This window comes from Streptomyces aurantiacus, assembly GCF_027107535.1.
Classification (GTDB): Bacteria; Actinomycetota; Actinomycetes; order Streptomycetales; family Streptomycetaceae; genus Streptomyces.
Map to the genome: position 1 here is coordinate 4,374,772 of NZ_CP114283.1, position 19,508 is coordinate 4,394,279.

The 19,508-nt window shown below is 70.5% G+C and carries 16 protein-coding genes and 2 pseudogenes; 9 read left to right on the plus strand and 9 right to left on the minus strand.

What is annotated here, in order from left to right; all coding sequences use genetic code 11:
* The first annotated feature begins 51 nt into the window (after window positions 1-51).
* The 4 genes and pseudogenes from O1Q96_RS21245 to O1Q96_RS21265 all read left to right on the plus strand — a co-directional run bounded on the left by O1Q96_RS21245 (window position 52) and on the right by O1Q96_RS21265 (window position 3,115).
* A complete protein-coding gene (locus O1Q96_RS21245; RefSeq protein ID WP_269249718.1) occupies window positions 52-360 on the plus strand; it encodes an ArsR/SmtB family transcription factor in 309 nt (102 codons plus the stop codon).
* Window positions 357-1,457 carry an ACR3 family arsenite efflux transporter gene (arsB, locus tag O1Q96_RS21250; protein ID WP_269249719.1) on the plus strand — a complete coding sequence of 367 codons (1,101 nt, stop codon included), beginning with the start codon at window positions 357-359 and terminating at the stop codon, window positions 1,455-1,457. Before O1Q96_RS21245 ends, arsB begins: the two co-directional genes overlap by 4 nt.
* Window positions 1,454-2,514, plus strand: a pseudogene (locus O1Q96_RS21255) (ArsO family NAD(P)H-dependent flavin-containing monooxygenase). The gene arsB and the pseudogene O1Q96_RS21255 overlap by 4 nt, the downstream one beginning before the upstream one ends.
* 214 nt (window positions 2,515-2,728) lie before the next feature.
* On the plus strand, window positions 2,729-3,115 hold the full coding sequence (locus O1Q96_RS21265) for a cupin domain-containing protein (protein ID WP_269253671.1): 387 nt from the start codon (window positions 2,729-2,731) through the stop codon (window positions 3,113-3,115).
* Between the two features lie 197 nt (window positions 3,116-3,312).
* Here the strand turns inward: O1Q96_RS21265 and O1Q96_RS21275 are convergent, their stop codons facing one another.
* A complete protein-coding gene (locus O1Q96_RS21275; RefSeq protein ID WP_269249720.1) occupies window positions 3,313-3,549 on the minus strand; it encodes a hypothetical protein in 237 nt (78 codons plus the stop codon).
* On the opposite strand from O1Q96_RS21275, the gene O1Q96_RS44500 reads away from it, so the two are divergent.
* The 5 genes from O1Q96_RS44500 (at window position 3,446) to O1Q96_RS21300 (ending at window position 7,933) form a co-directional block, all read left to right on the plus strand.
* Window positions 3,446-3,817, plus strand: a complete 372-nt coding sequence (locus O1Q96_RS44500) for a hypothetical protein (RefSeq protein ID WP_419587055.1) — start codon at window positions 3,446-3,448, stop codon at window positions 3,815-3,817. The two genes, O1Q96_RS21275 and O1Q96_RS44500, sit on opposite strands and share 104 nt — an antisense overlap.
* Window positions 3,818-4,178: 361 nt before the next feature.
* Window positions 4,179-4,928 (plus strand): SDR family oxidoreductase, encoded by a 750-nt coding sequence (locus O1Q96_RS21285; RefSeq protein WP_269249722.1) that lies wholly within the window; start codon window positions 4,179-4,181, stop codon window positions 4,926-4,928.
* Between the two features lie 481 nt (window positions 4,929-5,409).
* The gene (locus tag O1Q96_RS21290) at window positions 5,410-6,249 is read left to right on the plus strand and encodes a helix-turn-helix transcriptional regulator (RefSeq protein ID WP_269249723.1); all 840 of its coding nucleotides are present in this window, start codon (window positions 5,410-5,412) and stop codon (window positions 6,247-6,249) included.
* A gap of 247 nt (window positions 6,250-6,496) precedes the next feature.
* Window positions 6,497-7,090, plus strand: coding sequence for a TetR/AcrR family transcriptional regulator (locus O1Q96_RS21295; RefSeq protein ID WP_269249724.1), 594 nt, complete (start codon window positions 6,497-6,499; stop codon window positions 7,088-7,090).
* Between the two features lie 105 nt (window positions 7,091-7,195).
* Window positions 7,196-7,933, plus strand: a complete 738-nt coding sequence (locus O1Q96_RS21300; protein WP_269249725.1) for an NADPH-dependent F420 reductase — start codon at window positions 7,196-7,198, stop codon at window positions 7,931-7,933.
* 263 nt (window positions 7,934-8,196) lie between these two features.
* Here O1Q96_RS21300 and O1Q96_RS21305 read toward each other — a convergent pair whose 3' ends face one another.
* The 8 genes and pseudogenes from O1Q96_RS21305 to O1Q96_RS21340 all read right to left on the minus strand — a co-directional run bounded on the left by O1Q96_RS21305 (window position 8,197) and on the right by O1Q96_RS21340 (window position 19,367).
* Complete coding sequence (locus O1Q96_RS21305) at window positions 8,197-9,099, minus strand: endonuclease/exonuclease/phosphatase family protein (protein ID WP_419587056.1); 903 nt, start codon at window positions 9,097-9,099, stop codon at window positions 8,197-8,199.
* 97 nt (window positions 9,100-9,196) lie between these two features.
* Window positions 9,197-10,222: a D-alanyl-D-alanine carboxypeptidase family protein gene (locus O1Q96_RS21310; RefSeq protein WP_269249726.1), complete on the minus strand. Its 1,026-nt coding sequence runs from the start codon at window positions 10,220-10,222 to the stop codon at window positions 9,197-9,199.
* Between the two features lie 139 nt (window positions 10,223-10,361).
* The gene (locus tag O1Q96_RS21315) at window positions 10,362-11,609 is read right to left on the minus strand and encodes an ATP-binding protein (RefSeq protein ID WP_419587057.1); all 1,248 of its coding nucleotides are present in this window, start codon (window positions 11,607-11,609) and stop codon (window positions 10,362-10,364) included.
* A 4-nt stretch (window positions 11,610-11,613) separates the two neighbouring features.
* A complete protein-coding gene (gene cseB / locus O1Q96_RS21320) occupies window positions 11,614-12,414 on the minus strand; it encodes a two-component system response regulator CseB (protein WP_269249727.1) in 801 nt (266 codons plus the stop codon).
* 332 nt (window positions 12,415-12,746) lie between these two features.
* Entirely contained in the window at window positions 12,747-13,553 is an 807-nt protein-coding gene (locus O1Q96_RS21325) for a S1 family peptidase (RefSeq protein ID WP_269249728.1), read from the minus strand.
* 271 nt (window positions 13,554-13,824) lie between these two features.
* Complete coding sequence (locus tag O1Q96_RS21330) at window positions 13,825-14,358, minus strand: NUDIX domain-containing protein (RefSeq protein WP_419586925.1); 534 nt, start codon at window positions 14,356-14,358, stop codon at window positions 13,825-13,827.
* Window positions 14,359-15,289: 931 nt separating this feature from the next.
* A pseudogene (locus O1Q96_RS21335) lies at window positions 15,290-16,294 on the minus strand (TerC family protein); the annotation flags it as partial.
* Window positions 16,295-16,556: 262 nt separating this feature from the next.
* Entirely contained in the window at window positions 16,557-19,367 is a 2,811-nt protein-coding gene (locus O1Q96_RS21340) for an AAA family ATPase (RefSeq protein WP_269249729.1), read from the minus strand.
* Window positions 19,368-19,508 lie beyond the last annotated feature (141 nt).

Genomic DNA, 19,508 nt, shown 5'->3' on the forward strand with positions numbered 1-19,508 from the left:
TAAGTCAGCCCGCGCTGGTGTCAGCACGTGATGATGTGACAGTATCAGGGCATGCTGACTTCAGTCGATCCTGATGTGATCCGGGTGTTGGGTGATCCGCTCCGCCTGAAAATAGTGACCCTGCTGGCGCGCGAGACGCTCTGCATGACGCACCTGGTCGAGGAGACCGGAGCCAAGCAGACCAACCTGTCCAACCATATGAAGGTGCTGCGTGAGGCCGGGCTGGTGGAGACCGAGCCGTGCGGCCGGTTCACCTACTTCAAGCTCAAGCCCGACGTCCTGGGCGGGTTGTCCGAGCAGTTCGCCGCGCTGGCCGCCTCCGCCCGTACCGCTGCCGAGAACAAGAGGGCCTGTCCGTGACCCCCACCGAAGCACCCGCGACCACTGACGGGGACTCCTCGGTCGTCGCGAAGTTGTCGACGCTCGACCGCTTCCTCGCTGTCTGGATCCTGCTGGCCATGGCGCTCGGCCTGGGACTTGGCCGCGCCATCCCCGGCTTGAACGACGCCCTCGCCAAGGTCGAGATCGGGGGCATCTCCCTGCCGATCGCCGTCGGCCTGCTGATCATGATGTATCCGGTCCTGGCCAAGGTCCGCTACGACAAGCTGGACGCCGTCACCGGTGACCGCAAGCTGATGATCTCGTCCCTCGTCATCAACTGGATCGTCGGCCCCGCGGTCATGTTCGCGCTGGCCTGGATCTTCCTGCCGGACCTGCCCGAGTACCGCACCGGCCTGATCATCGTCGGCCTGGCCCGCTGCATTGCCATGGTCATCATCTGGAACGACCTCGCGTGCGGCGACCGTGAGGCCGCCGCCGTCCTGGTGGCCCTCAACTCGGTGTTCCAGGTGATCGCATTCGGTCTGCTGGGCTGGCTGTACCTGGACCTGCTGCCCGGCTGGCTCGGCCTGGGCGACGGCGAGCACCTCGACATCTCCATGTGGAAGATCGCCCTGAACGTCGTCATCTTCCTCGGCGTCCCGCTCCTGGCCGGGTTCCTCACCCGCCGGATCGGTGAGCGGAAGATGGGCCGCGAGAAGTACGAGTCCACGTTCCTGCCGAAGATCGGGCCGTGGGCGCTGTACGGGCTGCTGTTCACGATCGTCATCCTCTTCGCCCTCCAGGGAAAGACGATCACCTCGCAGCCGCTGGACGTCGTACGGATCGCGCTGCCGCTGCTGGTGTACTTCGCGGTGATGTTCTTCGGCACCTTCCTGCTGGGCAAGGGCCTCGGTCTCGCCTACGACCGCACGGCGACGCTGGCGTTCACAGCGGCCGGCAACAACTTCGAGCTCGCCATCGCGGTGGCCATCGCCACCTTCGGCGTCACCTCCGGCCAGGCCCTGTCCGGCGTCGTCGGCCCGCTCATCGAGGTCCCGGTGCTGATCGGCCTGGTCTACGTGGCCCTGGCCTGGCGCAAGAAGTTCAGCGCCGGAGCCCTGACGACGGCCCCGTGACGCGCACGGCGGATGTGGTGGTGATCGGCGGCGGGCAGGCCGGGCTCGCCGCCGGCTACCACCTGCGCCGCAAGAAGCTCGACTTCGTCATCCTCGACGCCCAGGCCGCGCCGGGCGGGGCCTGGCGGCACACCTGGGACTCCCTGCACCTGTTCTCCCCGGCCGCGTTCTCCTCGCTGCCCGGCCGGCTCATGCCCGCCCAGGCGGGCCAGGAGTACCCGAAGGCCTCTCACGTCGTCGACTACCTGGCCGACTACGAGCAGCGCTACGACCTGCCCGTGCAACGCCCGGTCCGGGTGAGCGCCGTACGGCCCGACGCCGGGCGACTTCGGGTGGAGACAGATGCAGGTGTCTGGACGACCAGAACTGTGGTTTCGGCGACCGGCACATGGTGGCGCCCCTTCCTGCCCGCCGTCCCCGGCCGGGAGGTGTTCGCCGGCCGCCAGGTGCACACCACCGGCTACCAGCGCCCGGCCGACTTCATCGGCCAGCGTGTCGTGGTCGTGGGCGGTGGGAACTCCGGCGCACAGATCGCTGCCGACCTCGCCGCTCACGACGGCGTCGACCTGACCTGGGTCACCCAGCGCCCGCCCCGCTACCTGGCCGACGACATCGACGGCCGCGCATTGTTCGACGCCGCGACCACCCGCCGCCGCGCCCTGGACGCCGGCACGGCCGACACCGGCGGTGTGGCCTCGCTCGGCGACATCGTCGCCGTGCCTCCGTCCGCGCCGCCCGGGACGCCGGACTGCTGAAGGCCCAGCCGATGTTCGAGCGCCTCACCCGCGACGGGGTGCAGTGGACCGACGGGACCTCGGCTTACGCGGACGCGGTGATCTGGTGCACGGGCTTTCGGCCCGCCCTGTCCCACCTGGCCCCGCTGGGCCTGTGCGGGGCCCGCGGGCACATCGCCACCGAGGGCACGCGTGCCCTCGGCGAACCGCGGCTGCACCTGCTCGGCTACGGCGACTGGACCGGCCCCGCTTCGGCCACCCTGATCGGCGTCGGACGCCCGGCCCGAGAGGCCGCCGCGCAAATCGCAGCCCTCCTGTCCTGACCGGAGACGCCCGTTGTGCGGCCTGGCGGCGCAGCCGCGACAGGACGTGGCCAGCGTCGCGGCCGACCCCGCGCAGGGTCTCGGAGGAGAAGCTGCGCTGGAACTCCATCCCGACGAACCCGAGACCGGGCACGGCCTTGGCGATGCCGCCGCGGTGGGCGTGTGTCGAAAGCGCCGACAGCGAGTACGAGACCGGTTGCTAGCGTTCGGTCACGTGAATGACAGCGTGTACGTGGGCAACGCGGGCAAGGATGCGGCACTGGACCGAGGATGGCTCCTCGGCCACTTCAAGGACGTCGGCGATCCGCGCCACAGCGAGTCCGTAGAGATCAAATGGGGTGTCCACCCCTGTGCCGATGAGCGATCGCAGTGGGTGAGAGGCGAGAAACGCACAGCGCTCCTGGTCCTCATCAGCGGCCGCTTTCGCGTCGAACTGCCCGGCCGCAGCGTACTTCTGCAGGAACAGGGTGACTACGTCGTGTGGGGGCACGGAGTCGATCACTCATGGTTCGCGGAGGAAGAGTCGGTGGTGCTGACTGTTCGGTGGCCGTCCACGCCAGGCTATGCGGTGACAGAAAAGGGCGAGGCCCAACAGACCTGACACTGGGAGAGATGGTCACAGCCACTCGTTGAGGGCAGCAATATGGACGGTCGCCTCGTAGCGGACCGCGAGCTTGTCGTAGCGCGTGGCGACGGCGCGGTGTCTCTCGAGGCGGCTGATCCCGCACTCGACCGCGTGGCGCTCGCGGTAGTCGGCCGGGTCGAAATGCTGCGGCCGGCCGCCGCGGGAGCCTGGCTTCAGGCGACGCGGTGCTGGCCCTGGTCCTCATGCACTTCGTCGTCGCCGGCGGCGAACCTGCCCAGCGGAGCGACACCGAAGCCGGAGGTCGGCAGGCAGCTGATCATGGTCGGCGTCATGCTGCTCACCAGCATGGGCACCTCCGCGATTGCGGGCGGCGCGTTCATCGTCCGCGCCGGCACCGTCACGGCGGTCGGCCACATCCCGCTCGCCGCCCTCTCGCTGATCGTCGGCATCGACCGCATCCTCAAGGAGGGCCGCGTTGTTCATCAACGTTTTCGGCAACGCCGTCGCCACGATCGTGATCGTGGGAGAACGACTTCGACACCGAACAAACCCGAAGGTCCTGCACTCCCGCACCACCATGCCGCCGCAGGCCGAGTCGGACGCCGCCAAGGTCGGCGCCGACAAGTAGCCGTGCCCGTCGAGTGCGGTCACCTCGCGGGGGCATATCCGTCGCCCACCGGCGGCATCCTCCAGGCCGCCGTGCGGCAGGACAGATGAGGACCCTTCCGTGAGCACGCCCAGCGTCTCGCACGCCAGCGTCTCCTACGCGGTGACCATCCGGCTCGAAGTCCGGCGGCAGGCAACGCGGTCATTAGCTGACGTCCACGACGGAAGGGCTGGGCGGTTCGGTCACCGCCCTCGACGTCGTCTCATCCGACGCCGACCGTCTCGGCACCGGCGTCACCATCGCCGCCACCTCCACCGCCCACGACACCGGATCCGCTGGGCGGGGCCGCTTCACGAGGCAGAGACCGCCGATCCATGGATAAACCTTCCTCTCCCGCCCTCGCGCGGGCGCTCTTACGGTCGAGGCCGCGGGCGCTCACCGGCCCGCCGTACCGAAGGAGCAAGACCCCCCATGAAGATGACCGGCAACACGATTTTGATCACCGGCGGCACCTCGGGCATCGGACTCGGTCTGGCCCTGCGTCTGCACGAGGCCGGCAACAAGGTGGTCGTCGCCGGCCGGCGCAAGGAACTCCTCGACGAGATCACGGCCGAGCACCCGGGCATCGACACGCTCGTCCTCGATGTCGCGGACCCCGACTCGATCGCCCGGGCCCGTGAGACCGTGGCGGCGAGCCACCCGCGGCTGAACGTCCTGGTCAACAACGCCGGCATCATGCTCCGGGAGAGCCTCCTCGACCCGGCCGGACTCCCGGTCGCCGAGGACCACGTCACCGTCAACCTGCTCGGCACGATCCGGATGACGTACGCCTTCCTGCCGCTGCTGGTGGGCAAGGACGACGCGGTCGTCATGAACGTCACCTCGGCGCTGGCGTTCGTCCCGTATCAGAGCACCCCGACCTACAGCGCGACCAAGGCCGCGCTGCACTCCTTCTCCGAGAGCCTGCGCATCCAGGTCGGTGGTGCTGAAGCAGGCGTTCAGGTGATCGAGGTCGTCCCGCCCGGCGTGCGCACGACCCTGCTGGGCCAGCAGGACAGCGACCAATCCATGCCGTTGGACGACTTCCTCACCGAGACCCTCGATCTGCTGCGTGCGAAGCCCGACGCGACAGAGCTTGTCGTCGAGCGCGCCAGGTTCATCCGCGACGCGCAGGCCAACGGCTCCTACGACGACGTCCTCGCCATGATCAGCGGCAGCTGACGACCTATAGGGACCGACGCGGAACAAGAGCAAGCGGGCGGGCCCTGTGGGATCGCATCACGGGCGAATGCGAGGACCGACTCGGAGTGGTCCTCACCGAGGACGCGGAACGGTAAGGAAGCGTCTGCGGCTGCACCTCGATCGTCGGACCGGAGCGAGAGACCCGCGAGCGCCCGTCACACGACGAACATCGTCGTGTCGGGTGGGCCGGGGCGACGAGGCCCGGGGCAGGTCCAAGCGTCGGGCGTCGTCGACCGAACCGTCCTCGCAGGCTGTCTTCCCCGCCGAGGGCCTGCGGCACACCGGCGACAGTCGGCGAATTGCCCAGCGATTCATGCAGGTCGAGTGATCACCGGGTCGTCTCGCCGGGAGCGCTTTCGGCGTCGGCCGTGCGGGCGGCTTCGCGGAGGTGGGAGAGGCGGGCTCAGCCATGGATCGGCGGTCTCTGGATAGCCGGGCGGGACCCGGCGAGGATGGGGGCATGGACAGAAAGGAACTGGCGGAGTTCCTGCGCCACCGGCGTGAGGCGCTGCGGCCCCGCGACGTCGGGCTGGTCGAGGGGGCGCGCCGGCGTACCCAGGGGCTGCGCCGCGAAGAGGTCGCGCAGCTCGCCGGCATGTCCACCGACTACTACGCCCGGCTGGAACAGCGGCGTGCTCCGCAGCCCTCCGTCCAGATCACCGAAGCGCTCGCCAGGGCGCTGCGGCTGACCCTGGACGAACGCGACCATCTCTTCGTGCTCATCGGCCACAACGCCCCGGCCCGCTTCCTGCGCTCGGAGCATGTCAGCCCGACGCTGATGCGGGTCCTGGACCGCCTGGACGACTCGCCGGCCCTGGTGCAGACCGATCTGGTCGACACCCTCGCGATGAACCCCTTGGCCGTCGCGCTGCTCGGCGACCAGACCCGCCACACCGGCCTGGCCCGCAGTGCCTACTACCGCTGGTTCATGGACCCGGCCGAACGTCTGATGGTTCCCGAGGAGAGCCGCGAGCGCCACGGCCGCGCCCAGGCAGCACGTCTGCGGGCCGCGCTCACAGCCGGCAGCGACACCCCGCGAGCCGCCCGGATCCTCGCCGAACTCCAGGAGTACAGCCCTGAGTTCGTCCGCATGTGGGAACTTCAGGAGGTCGCCCGACGCTACGAGGACTGCAAGACCATCCTCCATCCCGAACTCGGCCGCATCGACGTCGACGCCCAGGTCCTGTTCACCGAGAACCGCGCCCAGACTCTGGTGGTCCTGACCACTCGCCCCGGCACGGAGAGCCACAGCAAGCTGGGACTGCTCTCCGTCATCGGGCACCAGCAGCTCGCCCCCTGATGTCCTGGCCCGGGGACCGGGCCGGGCTCGGCGCGGGAGGGGCCGCACAAGGGCAGCCTGGGATGGTGCAGCCCGCACGGCTTGTGCCCTGCGAGTTGCGGCCAAATATGTCGGCTCCCTGCGATGCCCGGGCTCTTCGCTCTGGCCACCGGTTTGACCGGACGCTGCCTCCGTTTTACTCTCGAAAGCATACGGAGGCGGCATCCGTTTTGATGTGACCGCAGGATCACGGCAGGCAGGAGGGTGCATGAGCGTCGGTGAACAGCGGGGACGCAAGCCCCGCGCGGACGTCCAGCGCAACCGCGCTTCCCTTCTGGAGACCGCGCAGCGTCACTTCCTGCAGCACGGGGTCGGCACCTCCCTCGAGGCGGTGGCCAAGGAGGCGGGCGTCGGGCCCGGCACCCTGTACCGGCACTTCCCCACCCGGGAGTCGCTGCTGGCGGCCGTGCTGCAGACGCGCTCCGAAGAACTGGTGGCCCGCCAGGCGGACATCGATCAGCTCGGCGACCCGGCCGAAGCGCTGGAGCAGTGGCTGCGGGCGATGGAAGAGTACTTCAGCGCCTTCAGTGGGCTGCCGGACCCGCTCATGGCTGCGGCCCGGGCGCAGGAGCCGGACAACCCGCTCACGATTCCCTGCGACATCCTCATCTCCGCCACCGATCAGTACGTGCGAGCCGCCCAGCTCGCGGGGCGCGTGCGCGCGTCGGTGCGGGGGCACGACCTGTTCCTCGCGGCCTGTTCCGTTGCCTGGATCAAGGGCACCGGTACCGAGGAGGAGTCGCTCGACCGGCTCCGCACGCTCATCGCGAGCGGCTACCGCGAGCAGGACACCCAGGCGTAAACCGCGCGGCACCCCGCTCCGCCCCCGCAACGCCAGGCGGCACCACCATCCATCCATCACATCGTGCTGCCCCCAGGGGCGGCACAACCTCCTAAGGAACAAATCATGAAAATTACTGTCATAGGCGCTGGCGCCATCGGCGGGAACCTCGCTGCCAAGCTCAGCACGGCCGGTCACGACGTCCAGGTGGCCGACGCCCGCGGCCCCGAGGCCGTCCGGGCAGACGTGCTGGAGTCCGGGGCCCGCGCGGCGGTCCTCTCCGACGCCGTCCAGGGCCGGGACGTCATCATCCTGTCGATCCCGTTCGGGGTGGCGGGCCAGCTGGCGGACCTGCTCGCGTCGGTGCCCGACGAGACGGTGGTCATCGACACCTCGAACTACTACCCCGGCATGCTCAGCGAGCCGATCGAGGCGGTGGACAACGGCCAGGTGGAGAGCGTGTACACTGCCCAGCTGCTCGGCCGCCCCGTGGTCAAGGCGTGGAACGCCGCGCTGGCCGAAACCCAGCGGACCAAGGGCGCCCCGGCCGGAACGCCCGGCCGCCTCGCCATCCCCGTCGCCGGCGACTCCGAGGAGGCGCGGAAGGTGGCCATGAGCCTGGTGGACGACACCGGCTTCGACCCCTACGACGCCGGCACACTGGCCGACTCCTGGCGTCAGCAGCCCAACAGCCCCGCCTACTGCACCGAACTGACCCTCGATGAGCTGCCGACGGCCCTGGCCGCGGCCGACCGCGACAAGGACGCGGCCGTCCGCGACAGCCTCCCGGAACGCTTCGCCGGCCTCGGCGCCAATCCCACCGTCGACGACATCGTCGAGATGAACCGTGCCGCCCACCGCTGAGAGGTCGTTGCTCAGCGTCCCTCGTACGGCGGGCAGGGCGCCAGGGCTCGGGTGTCGAATTCGACTCCGGCGTGGATGGGCAGGGTGCACTTATCCAGAGCTGCCGAGCCTTTGCGCAGGTTATGGCGCTTCAGGGGGTGAGGGACGCTGGGCACATTCCGTTGAGAGAGGCGGGAGCGGAGGGCTGCTTTGCGCGCTCGGAGCGCGAGCGCGCAGGGCAGCCAGCGCCAGGGGATCAAGTTAGCCGTTCCGGAAGCCCGCGCTCACACCCGCACCGACGCCGCCACCGGCAGGTGGTCGCTGCCGGTGGCCGGGAGGGTCCAGGCGGACCGCGGCTCCACACCGCGTACGAGGATGTGGTCGATCCGGGCCACCGGGAACGAGGCCGGCCAACTGGCACCGAACCCCGCGCCCGACTCAGCCTGCGCGGACCGCAGTTGGGAGGTGAGCCCGGAAAACGCCCGGTCGTCGGTCGTGCCGTTCAGGTCGCCCACGAGGATCGTGCGGGGGAGCGGCTCGGCGTGCACGGCGGCGGCGAGTCGCCGCGCGGCCGCGTCACGTGCGTCCGAGGTGAACCCCGAGCCGGCGGTGAAGCGGACGGACATCAGATGGACGACGAAGACCGCGACCGGTCCCTCGGGCGTGCGGACGGTGGCGCGCAGGGCACGTGGCCAGGGCGCGATGTCGACCGCACGGGCGTCGGCGACCGGATAGCTGCTCCACAGACCGACCGTGCCCTGCACGGAGTGGTACGGGTAGATGCCGGCCAGCGTTCTCTCGTACGCCGCGGTCGACGGGCCGCCCAGCTCTTCGAGAGCCACCACGTCCGCGCCGGAGTCGGCCAGTGCACGGGCGGTGCGCACCGGCCGCGGATTGTGTTCGTTGACGTTGTGCGTCACGACGGTCAGGTTGCCGCCGTCCTCTCGTTTGTCGACGAGTGTCCCGCCGAAGAGCGAGCACCAGACGACGGCCGGCAGCAGCACGGCCACGGACACGGCGGCCCTGGACCGGCGAGCCAGCGCGCACAGGAGCAGCAGCGGCACCGCCAGCCCCGTCCAGGGCAGGAAGGTCTCGACGAGGCTGCCGATACGGCCGACCCGGTTCGGGACGAGGGCATGGCCCAGCATCACCAGCGTGGCCAGGACCGCGAGCGAGCCGAGGACCATCGGCGGACGCCGGTCGCCGGTGTCCTCGTTCCGCGGGCGGATGGAATCGGGTTCGGGCCGGGCGGGCGCGGTGTCGAGGGAGTGTGTCACTGCCGTCTCACCGTGTTCCGGGCGAGGTCGTCGACAGCCATCGACGTACGCCCTCGATCAGCGCGTGGCTCGTGGCGAGAGCGGCCCGCAGCCCCTGCCGGGGGTCGGTGCCGGCGCGCTGGTGCAGCACCACTCCGAGGATCAGCCGGTCCCGGCCGTCCTTGTCGGACGCGGTGGCCGCCCACATCAGGGCGCCGCCGGCGGGAGTGCTGGAGCCGGTCTTGAGGCCGATCACGCTCGCCGTGCCGAGCAGGGTGTTGGTGTTGCGGATCGTCCCGGGGACACCGGGCACGGTGGTGCTGGGCATGGCGACGATGGTCCGGAACACCTTGTCGCGCATGACCCGGCGGGCCAGCCTCAGCTGGTCGGCCGAGGTGCTGGTGGTCGTGGGTTCGATGCCGCTGGCGCCGGTGTAGGTGGTGTGGCGCATGCCCAGGTCACGGGCGGCCCGGTTCATCTTCGTGACGAAGGCCTCCTGCGAGCCGGCGTTCCAGCGGGCCAGCAGCCGGGCGATGTTGTTGCCGGAGGGGATCAACAGCAGTTCCAGCAGCTGTCGTTCACTCAGCCGCATACCCTCCCTGACCGGCACGCTCGACTCCACGCCCGAGACGGACTCGTTCGCCGCGGTCCGGTCGACGGTGACGAGGGGGCCGTCCTCGCCCGCGCGCAGCGGACGGTCGCGGAGGATCACGTAGGCGGTCATCACCTTGGTGACGCTGGCGATCGGCACCGGTGTCCGCTCGCCCCGCGTACCGAGGTCACCGTGGGAGCCGAGGCCCTCGACCACCACGCTCGTCTGCCCCTCCGCCGGCCACGGCAGCGAACCCGCTCCGGTTTCCGGGCTGTTGCCGGAGGTGGGTACGGCGACGGCGAGGACCGCCAGGGTGACCAGTGCGGTGGCGCCCGCGGCGAGGCCGGCCGTGAAGCGCCGCCCGGACCGGTCGTGCCGGCGGGGCGGGAGCCATGAGCCGGTGGACCATGAGAACTGGGCCCGGCCTGCGCCGGGCTCTCCGGAAAAGGGAACCGGTGACATGGGAGGGACACCTCCAAGGGGGCGGGTGCGTGGCGTTCACGCACGTCGACCACCCTCCGCGGGGCGGATCTCCGCTCGGCTCCGGCCACGGATCGGCCACCGCTCGGCCGGGCATCCGTTCGGTATCGGCCGTTCGGCGTCAGCCAGCGGGCGGCAGCCGGAGGGTGGCGAGCGCCCCGCCATCGGGAGCGTTCGCGAACTCCAGCGACGCCCCGATGACCCGGGCCTGTCCCAGCGCGATGGTCAGTCCGAGGCCGTGCCCGTGGCCGCGCTCCGACGCACCCGTGCGAAATCGCTGCGGGCCGTCCGCGAGCAGCTCCGCCGGGAAGCCCGGGCCGTGGTCCCGTACGGTCACGGTCGTCCCGGCCACCTCGACCTCGACGGGCGTGCGGCCGTGCCGGTGGGCGTTGACGACGAGGTTGGCGACGATCCGGTCGAGCCGGCGCGGATCGGTCTCCGCCGACAGGGCACCGGTGGCGGTGAACCGCGTGTCCAGAGCGGTGCGGGCCACGGACTCTCCGACCATCTCGGCGAGCGGTACGGGCCTGAGTTCGGCCCGCTCGGCGCCCGCGTCGAGCCGGGAGATCTCCAGCAGTTCCTCCACCAGCGTCCGCAGCACCCCCACCCGGTCACGCACCAGGTCGGTGGTCTCACCCTCGGGAAGCAGCCCGCTCGCGGTCACCAAGCCCATGAGTGGCGTACGCAACTCATGGGCGACATCGGCGGTGAAGCGCTGCTCGGTCAGCAGACGTTCGCGCAGACTGTCGGCCATCGAGTCGACGGTGGCCGAGATCTCGGTGATCTCGTCACCGCCCCGGCCACCGGCCGCGGTCCTGGCGGCCAGGTCGCCCCCGGCGATCCGGCGGACGGTCCGCGCCACCCGGCGCAGCCTCCGGTTCGGCAACTCGGCGGCGAGCGCCGACAGCGGTACGACGACCGCCAGCGCCGCCAGGGAGTACTTCCACATGTGCCGGTCCAGCGCCCGGCGGGTGAGCAGGTCGGAGGTCATGTCGGTGTTCACCGCCACGGGAGCGCCACGGAGGGTCCGAACGGCCCACATCGAGGGGTGGTCGCCGGGGCCGTCGCCGTCGTACCAGGTGGCGGAGCCGACCGCCCTGCCCTGCCGGTCCTGGAGGCGGCGCAGGAGTTCGTCGGGCATCTCCCCGGGCGAGACGACCAGACCGTCGGGCGGGACGCCGTCCCGCTCGTAGTCCTCCACAGCGTCGGACAACTGGGTCAGGGCCTTGGCCGCACCGTCGTTCATCGACCGTTCCAGGGTGCTGCGGTGGACCAGCAGCCCGACGGTCACCGCGATGGCACAGCACGCCATGGTGACGAGCAGCGCGATCTTCCAGCGCAGCGAACGCCAGTGCGGCAGCGCGCGCACCACGTCAGCGCCGCAGCTTGTAGCCGAAGCCGCGGACGGTCTCGATCCGCTCGGCCCCGATCTTCTTCCGCAGGCGCTGCACGCACAGGTCGACCACGCGGCTGTCGCCGTCCCAGCCGTAGTCCCACACGTCGCGCAGCAGGGTCTGCCGGTCCAGCACGATGCCCGGGTTCGCGGTGAACTCCAGCAGCAGCCGCAGTTCGGTGGGGGCCAGCGCGACCGGTTCACCGGCCCTGAACACCTCCAGGCCGCCCGTGTCGATGACCAGGTCGCCGAAGACGAGCCGAGCGTGCCGGTCGCGGCCGGGCCTCCCCGACCGGTCCGGCGCGTCCGGCTGGTCCGACAGGCCCGGACGATCGGCCACTTGCCCGGCCGCCGGGCCGGGGGCCGGAGTGAATGTGGCCCGCCGCAGCAGCGAACGGATCCGGGCCACCAGCACGGCGGTGTCGACGGGCTTGACCACGTAGTCGTCGGCCCCTGCCTCCAGGCCGGAGACGACATCCAGGGCGTCGCCGCGCGCTGACATCATCAGGACGGGATCCACGCTGGTCTCCCGGATCCGGCGGCACAGCCCGATGCCGTCGAGGTTGGGCAGCATCACGTCCAGCAACAGCAGGTCGTGCCGGCCCTCCCGGAACAGTTCGAGTCCGGTCAGGCCGTCGGCGGCAGCGGTGACGCGGTAGCCGTAGCGCTCCAGCGCCATCGTGACGGATCTGCGGATCACCGCGTCGTCCTCGACGAGCAGGATCGTCACGGGCGCGGGCGCGGGCGCGGGCGCGCCCCCGTCAGCTGCTGAAGCGGGCATCTTTTCCGTCCGGAGGTAGGTTCGGGGGCTCTCACCCTGCCAGAACCGTGCCTCCACCCAGGCTCAACCGTGTATCAGCCACGTATCGGCGATCTCGCGGCGGGATCGCGGGCCACGAGGTCCGGGAGGCAACAGACGAAAGCCTCGAGCGTGTAGCCCTGATCCAGCAGGTCACCTGGACCTGCCTTCGCCAAGCACGCGGCATTGAGGAAGACGGCTGGTCGGCAGCGCATGAGTCCCTGTCGGAGAGCATCGATCCATTGGGTCGAATCGAATCCGAGTGAAGCCGCCCGCGAAGGGAGCGCCTTGACCCAGTACGCCACCGGTGTGGTTCAGTCCGGGATGACGTGCCCGAGCCCATGAGAGGCGAGTTGGTCGCGGAACGGCTTCCAGATGGTGGGGTCGGCCAGGTTCGTGAAGAGCCCGGTGCAGGTGTTCGTGTCGCCGGTCACGAGCCCGTACACGACCGCTTTGCCGGAAGCCTTCGTATCGAACAGCGGTCCCCCACTGTCCCCCGGGCCGACCCGGGATTCGGCGGTGCCCGCGCAGATGAACTCCTTGTCCCAGGCACCGCCCTCCGTGTCGAACTTGTTGACGGGCAACTTCACTTCGTGCATACGGGACGGCTTGTTCGGATCGTCGAGATCGGTACGTCCCCAACCGGCGGCGCGTACGAGACGCCCCGGCCGCAGCTGCGTTCCCAGCGGTGGCAGGGCCGCGCGAGGCTGGTCGACCGAGCTGTCGAGCACGATGAGCCCCAGGTCCGTGTTGGTCGCGGTGTCGAAGTCGGGGTGGCTGTAGACGGAGAAGCGGTCGCCGGTCACCACTGTTCCGCCGGGCGTGCTCGAGTCGGTCCGCCCCAGGACCAGCCGGATCTTGACCATGCCCTGCTCGGCGAACCTGGCGCAGTGCGCCGCCGTGGAGACAACGCGGCTGTGGACGAGTGCTCCACCGCAGTAGTGCGACCAGGTCCCGTCGTCGCCCTGTTGCTCGATCTGTACGACGAAGGGCCGCTCGCCGTCCGGTACCGGCACTCCACCGACGATCGCCGAAGCGACGGGGGCCACGGCGAACACGGTTCCCAACGCGCAGACCCCCGCGAGGGAGGTGACCGCCCGTCGGCTCACTGACTTGCGCAAGGTGGACTCACTTCCGTCTGCCACCGGGCGCGGCCCCAGCGGACTCTTGGGGTGGCCGACGCCCGGCCGCCCCTTCCGGTGAGGATTATGAGTCCGTCATTTCTCCGGCAGGCCTCCGTCCCGTATCGGGCCGATCGCGGCCTCCGCTCGGCTGTGTAGCAGCGCGAGGGAAGTCACGAGGGTGTATTCCAGGGGGAGTTGGGGTCGGCGGCCTTGGAGAGGAGTTCACGGCCCATGCAGCGGCGGGCTTCGGACCTTTTCAAGGAGTCCGTCAGCTCGGCTCGCTGGCGTGCCCTTCTCCTCGTAGGGAACGCTGACCGAACGCGAGATACCGGCTGAAGGCTTCGTGGCTGTCGGGCGTGAAGCGCCACTCCAGCAGGGCCGACCGCAGCTCCGGCTCGGTCAGCCAGCCATGCCAGGCGACTTCATCAGCATCGGCGGCCACGGCGTCCGGCACCACGGCTTCGTGCACGCCGAGCCAGTGAGGACTCGAACCGCTGCGGTTGATGAACGTGAACAGCAAACGCGGCAGCACACGAATGCCCAGCTCTTCAGCCATCTCCCGTGCAGCGGCCTGTTCATAGGACTCACCGACATCCACGGCGCCACCGACCACGACCTCGTAGAGCCCGGGGAAGCGCGACAGCTGCTCCGACCGCCGGTGAACGAGGATCCGCCCACGCTCATCACGACACACCGTCACGGCGACCCGGTGCAGCAATCCCTCCCGGACGGCCTGCCGACGGCTGACCACCACCCCCAGCACACGATCTTGATCGTCGACACGCTCCACCAGTTCGTCCACGACGCACACCCTGGCAGAGCCCACAGACAACGCCGCTCCTCGGAGACCCGTGGAGGTCGTCCCGAGAGCACCTGCACCAGGAGGCCGGACGCGGATGACGGCGGTTGTCGTGCACATGCGACACCCATCGTGCTCAGGCACACACGGATGTAGGCGACGCGCTGGTGTGGGGTGCGGCCCGGCGCGGCCGGTCCGCTGTGCGGTGCCGGGCGACACCGCTGGATCGGTACGGCATCACGGTCTCGGAGGGCCATATCCGGGGCGGGAACAAGCTCTGGTCGCTGACACCCCACGGCCTGGACGCGGCCGCGGAAGCCCTGGGCAGGCGGACGGACCAGATGGGCGGTACAGCCCGGGGGCGCGACCCGCTCGGGTGCCCGGCCGGGGGCACCTCCCGCCCCGGCCGCAGGGCAGGGCGTGGCGGCAGCTCCGGCCCGGTCCCGGGCCGTCGCCGATGCCGCAACCCGGGGACGGCCAGGGACAGCCCGCGGCCTGTCGCCGGGTGGACCTTGTCGAGGTGCGTCATGGAGGGGCAGCTCCAGCTCCCCGGCGGCTTGACGTGCGGGCCAGCTCGGGTTGCCCGACCCACCGGCAGTGCATCGTCGTGCTGTCGGTTTCGTCACCGGTCCGCGGAGTGCTTGTGGCTGGGGTCCAACCGGAAGTCGGGACACTCGCGGTTTTGACATGCGCCCGGGCCCCACACGGGAACGAACACGCCGAGGGTCTTGTGGCGGTGGGCTACAGGCGGCACGGACCGCCTGCAGGTCGGACACGCGTACGCTTCAGGCTTGCGCTTCATTTTGACCATATTTTTACGATATGCCCGTATTGGCCCGTCGGGAAGTGCACTGCTTCCTCGCCGCCCCGAGCGCGAGCGGGATTCAGCGTCCCGGCGTGCTGAACCGGTTGAGGACTCAGGGCCATCCATCACAGGTGGTGAGCCGGGCTGCTCATTGGTCTCGGAGGCGTCTGCCTGTTCGTCGGCCTGTTCCTGGGCGTCTGCCGGAGCGGGCCTTCTGAGGCTGAGCACCACGGAGCCCGCCAGGACGCAGACAATGACTGCGAGGCTGATCGGCGAGGGGATTTCCGGGATGCCGGGGCTGATCAACTTGTGGGATGCCTGGAAGATGAGCTTGACGCCGATGAACGCCAGGATGATCGCGAGCCCCCTGTTCAGGTAGTGGAAGCGGTCCAGGAGGCCGGCGAGCATGAAGTAGAGGGCCCGCAGGCCGAGGATGGCGAACGCGTTGCTGGTGTAGACGATGAAGGCGTCGTCGCTGACCGCGAGGACGGCCGGGACACTGTCGACGGCGAAGATCAGGTCGGCGGCCTCGATCGCAGCGACCACCGCGAGCAGCGGGGTCGCCATCCGTTTGCCGGCCTCTTTGACGAAGAACTTCGCCCCGGCATACTCGTCCCGCACCGGGATGATCTTACGGAGCATCCGTACGGCGAAGCTCTTGCCCGGGTCGAAGCTCTCCTGCTCGTCCTTGAGGAGCTTGTAGGTGCTGTAGAAGAGGACCGCCGCGAAGGCGAACAGCACCGCGGTGAATCGGCTGACCACGGCCACGCCGAGGGAGAGGAAGATCCCGCGGAAGACAAGCGCGCCGATGACGCCGAAGAACAGCACGCGGTGCTGGTAGGCCCGGGGCACCTTGAAGTACGCGAAGATCACCGCGAAGACGAAGAGGTTGTCCACCGACAGGCTCTTCTCCAGCAGCCAGGCTGTCGTGTACTCGGTGCCGGCCGTCGTGCCGAGAACGAGGAAGACGACCGCGCCGAAGATCAGGGCGAGGCTCACCCACAGCCCGCTCCAGGCGGCTGCCTCCTTGAAGCCGATGACGTGCGCGGTGCGGTGGGACAGCAGGTCCACCGCCAGCGACACGACGACCGTCGCGGCGAACGCCCCCCACAGCCAGAGCGGCACCTCAAGCACGCCGAACACCTCACCATGGCCCGCGCGAAATACGCCGGCCCCTATACAGGAGTGTCCGGCATTGCGCCGCCGCGAGCATGCGGAGCGGGTGAGGCCGGACGGTACGGAGACGCAGAGGTTCCCACGTGCCTTCTGAAGCGGGGATGCGACAGGCAATGAGCTCGCCGGGATGGCGCCCGGGGCTTGCACCGCATCCTGCGTCGGTCGGCGGGTGAGGACTGCCCGGCCCGAGGCGACCGGGACCGAGGAAATGCCCTGGCTGCTAGAGGCGGGTCGACCGGCCCGCCAGGGCTGTGGTGAGTTCCGCTCGGCGGCTGATGCCGAGTTTGCGGTAGGCGCTGGTCAGGTGGCTCTCGACAGTGCGGCGGGCGAGGTGCAGCAGCTCCGCTATCTCGGTGTTCGTGCGACCGTCGGCCGCGAGGGAGGCTATCCGGCGTTCGCTGCCGGTGAGTGCGCCCGCCCCCGTGAGTGCCCGCGCGGTGCGGCGGGCGCCGCCCTCGTGCAGGGCCGCTTCGGCCACGTCCCGCATCCGGAGTGCGCCCAGTCGTTCGGCACGCTCGGCGGCCTCCCGTAAGGCGGTACGGGCCCGGGGCCGCTCTTTGGCCGCGGTGAGCAGGCGCCCCTGTGCGACGAGAGCTGGAATGAGCTCCACGTCGACCGTGGCGTCCCGCAGTACCTGTACGGCTCGGTCCGCGAGGTCCAGGCCGCGGTTGCCGCCGGTCGCCGTGCCGAGAACCCGCAGGGCCCGGCCCACGAGCCGAGGAGTGTTCCACACCATGGCCAGCCGGAGTTCCTCCTGCGCCAGGTCGAGGGCTTCGCGAGGCCGGCCGAGCGCCAGATGGCACTCCGCCGCGGCGGTCCGCCAGGGGGTGACGACCGGGCTCGTCACGTCCCGCGACGACTGACGGCGCCCGCACTCCAGGAAGTCGTCGAGCGCGCCCGCCGGATCCCCCGCGGCGGCGTGCAGCACACCGCGGGCGTACAGGAAGCGGTTCAACTCCCAGGAGTCGTGCGGGTTCCGCGGTTCGAGGCTGTCCGCGCGCCGGACGGCCTCGTCCGTACGACCGGTCTTCACCAGCGCTACGAGAGCCTGGGCCTGTGCGTTGGCCGGGCCCTGCCGGGTCCCGGCGAGCCGCCACACATCCGAGTCGGCGAGCAGCTCCGCGTATGCGCCGCGCGCGGCGGCGATGTCGGTCCGTACGTTCAGCAGTGCCATGTGCATCGGGTGCAGCAGGGAGATGCGCTGTCCGGCCAGTCCCCGCTCGACGAGCCGTTCCGCCTCGTCGAGCCGGTCGGCCCACTGGGCGACGGCGGCGGCCGTGCCCAGCAGGAAGGCCTCCGCGAGCGGGTCGGCCGGCTGGGCCAGCAGGGCGCGGATCCGGCGCATCGCGGAGGCCGCCGAGGTCAGGCCGGCCGTCGACTCGTACCGCACCAGCAGCGCCTGTCCGGCCGTGCCGACCGACTCCGGTGACCGCTCGGCGGTCGCCCGGAGCCAGCGGTACACCTCCTGCCGCACCCCCGGATCGTGGTCCGACAGCGCCGCGGAGGCGGTCTGCACCGTTCGGACCAGGCCCGGATGGTCGCCCAGGTGCTCGTCCAGGTCGCGGAGCACGCCGACCGCCGAACGGGCGTCGCCCTGCCGGGCCAGTGCTGTGCCCAGCGCGACTGCCGTAAGCACCCGGCCCTGCGGCGGACCCGGCAGCCGCAGGGCCTCGGTGAGCCGGGGGATACCGGCCGTCGACCGGACGGTGATGTACTCCAGGGAGCCCAACTCGGTGAGGACCAGGGCTCGGCGGGCGGCCGGCATCGGCTCGTCGAGGGCGCGGCGCAGGAACGCCATGGCGTCCCTGCCGCGGCCGTTCTGGACCGTCAGGGCCGCCGCGTCGAGGAGGACGTCGATCGCCCACTCCTCGCCGACCGGGCCGGTCCGCAACAACTGCACGGCCACCGCTTCGGCGCGGTCGCCGCGGCGCAGCATCGCCTCGGCCGCCGTCCGGTGTGCCGCCTGCCGTCGGGCACTCGTCCAGCCGCTCAACACCGCGTCGCGCAGCAGCGGATGGGCGTAGCGGGGCCGCCCGTCGGGAGCCGGGCGCAGGAGCCCGAGGCGGGTCATGGCGGTGAGCCAGCCCGACACCCGGGAAGGATCGGCGCCGGCCATCTCGGCCAGCAGCTCGGCACGGCCGACCTCGAAACCGTCGTCGAAGCCGTCTTCAGGGCCGCCGGCCCCGGCGGCGTCCAACGCGGCGAGCGCACGGGCCACTTCGGTGGTCGCGGACCCGGCACTGTCCAGCCACCAGGCGACCGCGGCCGGATAGGAGCCGGGATACAGGGCGGCGCAGGTGTTCGGCACCGGCGGTGTGGGAGCACCGACCGAGCAGTCCGTCCGGAGGTCGTCCAGCAGGGCCCCTAACAGCAGGGGACTGCCCGCTGCGGCCCGCACACAGTCGTCCACCCACTCCTGTGGAGCGCCGCCGTGGACCGAACGGACCAGCTCCGCCGCGGCGTTCGCGCTCAGCGGGGCGAGCGTGTGGGGCCGTACGAGGGCGGGCGAGAGCGAGTGGGCCAGGCTGGGCGACGGCGAGTCGATGTCGTACTGGCTCCGCTCGGTCACCACCATCAGTATCGGCAGCCGGTCGATCCGCCGGGCGGCCTCGACCAGCCAGCGGCGCGAAAGGTCGTCGGCGCAGTGGACATCGTCCACGGCCACCAGAAGCGGGGCCCCGGCCCCATAGGACAGCAGCAGCTGCCACAGCCGGGCGGGACGACTCCGGCTGTCCGGGGCTCCGTAGGGGGCCTCGTCCGTGGCCTGCTCGAACTCCGGTTCGGAACCGAGCAGTTGGAGGACGGTGTCGAACGGCACGGTGGAGGTGTCCGGCGAACAGCGGGCCCGCAGCACTCGCATGCCGTGCGTCGACGCGTGGTCGGTGACCGCCTCCAGAAGAGCGGTGCGGCCCGTGCCCGACGCACCTCTGAGCAGCACCAGGCGGCCGGTGCCGACGCGGGCGCGCTCGACCTCCGAGGTCACCAGCTCCATGGCTTCCCGGCGTTCGTGAAGCGGTCCCGCTCCGGACATCGCTGCCTCTCGTTCCAGCCGTCGCACGGCTGATTTCGTGGTGCGTCTCGTGGTGCTCCACGTTGTTCGAACCACACCGGGCACAGGAGTGTGGTTCTGGCCCTCTGGCTACTAACACCACGGGAATGGCACGCAGATGGA

Bases quoted from the DNA above. Each gene is read 5' to 3' on its own strand.
- O1Q96_RS21245 (WP_269249718.1), top strand. From the start codon at position 52: ATGCTGACTTCAGTCGATCCTGATGTGATCCGGGTGTTGGGTGATCCG.
- O1Q96_RS44500 (WP_419587055.1), top strand. From the start codon at position 3,446: ATGGGCACCTCCGCGATTGCGGGCGGCGCGTTCATCGTCCGCGCCGGC.
- O1Q96_RS21275 (WP_269249720.1), bottom strand. From the start codon at position 3,549: ATGCCGACGATCAGCGAGAGGGCGGCGAGCGGGATGTGGCCGACCGCC.
- O1Q96_RS21285 (WP_269249722.1), top strand. From the start codon at position 4,179: ATGAAGATGACCGGCAACACGATTTTGATCACCGGCGGCACCTCGGGC.
- O1Q96_RS21290 (WP_269249723.1), top strand. From the start codon at position 5,410: ATGGACAGAAAGGAACTGGCGGAGTTCCTGCGCCACCGGCGTGAGGCG.
- O1Q96_RS21295 (WP_269249724.1), top strand. From the start codon at position 6,497: ATGAGCGTCGGTGAACAGCGGGGACGCAAGCCCCGCGCGGACGTCCAG.
- O1Q96_RS21300 (WP_269249725.1), top strand. From the start codon at position 7,196: ATGAAAATTACTGTCATAGGCGCTGGCGCCATCGGCGGGAACCTCGCT.
- O1Q96_RS21305 (WP_419587056.1), bottom strand. From the start codon at position 9,099: ATGGTCCTCGGCTCGCTCGCGGTCCTGGCCACGCTGGTGATGCTGGGC.
- O1Q96_RS21310 (WP_269249726.1), bottom strand. From the start codon at position 10,222: ATGTCACCGGTTCCCTTTTCCGGAGAGCCCGGCGCAGGCCGGGCCCAG.
- cseB (WP_269249727.1), bottom strand. From the start codon at position 12,414: ATGCCCGCTTCAGCAGCTGACGGGGGCGCGCCCGCGCCCGCGCCCGCG.
- O1Q96_RS21340 (WP_269249729.1), bottom strand. From the start codon at position 19,367: ATGTCCGGAGCGGGACCGCTTCACGAACGCCGGGAAGCCATGGAGCTG.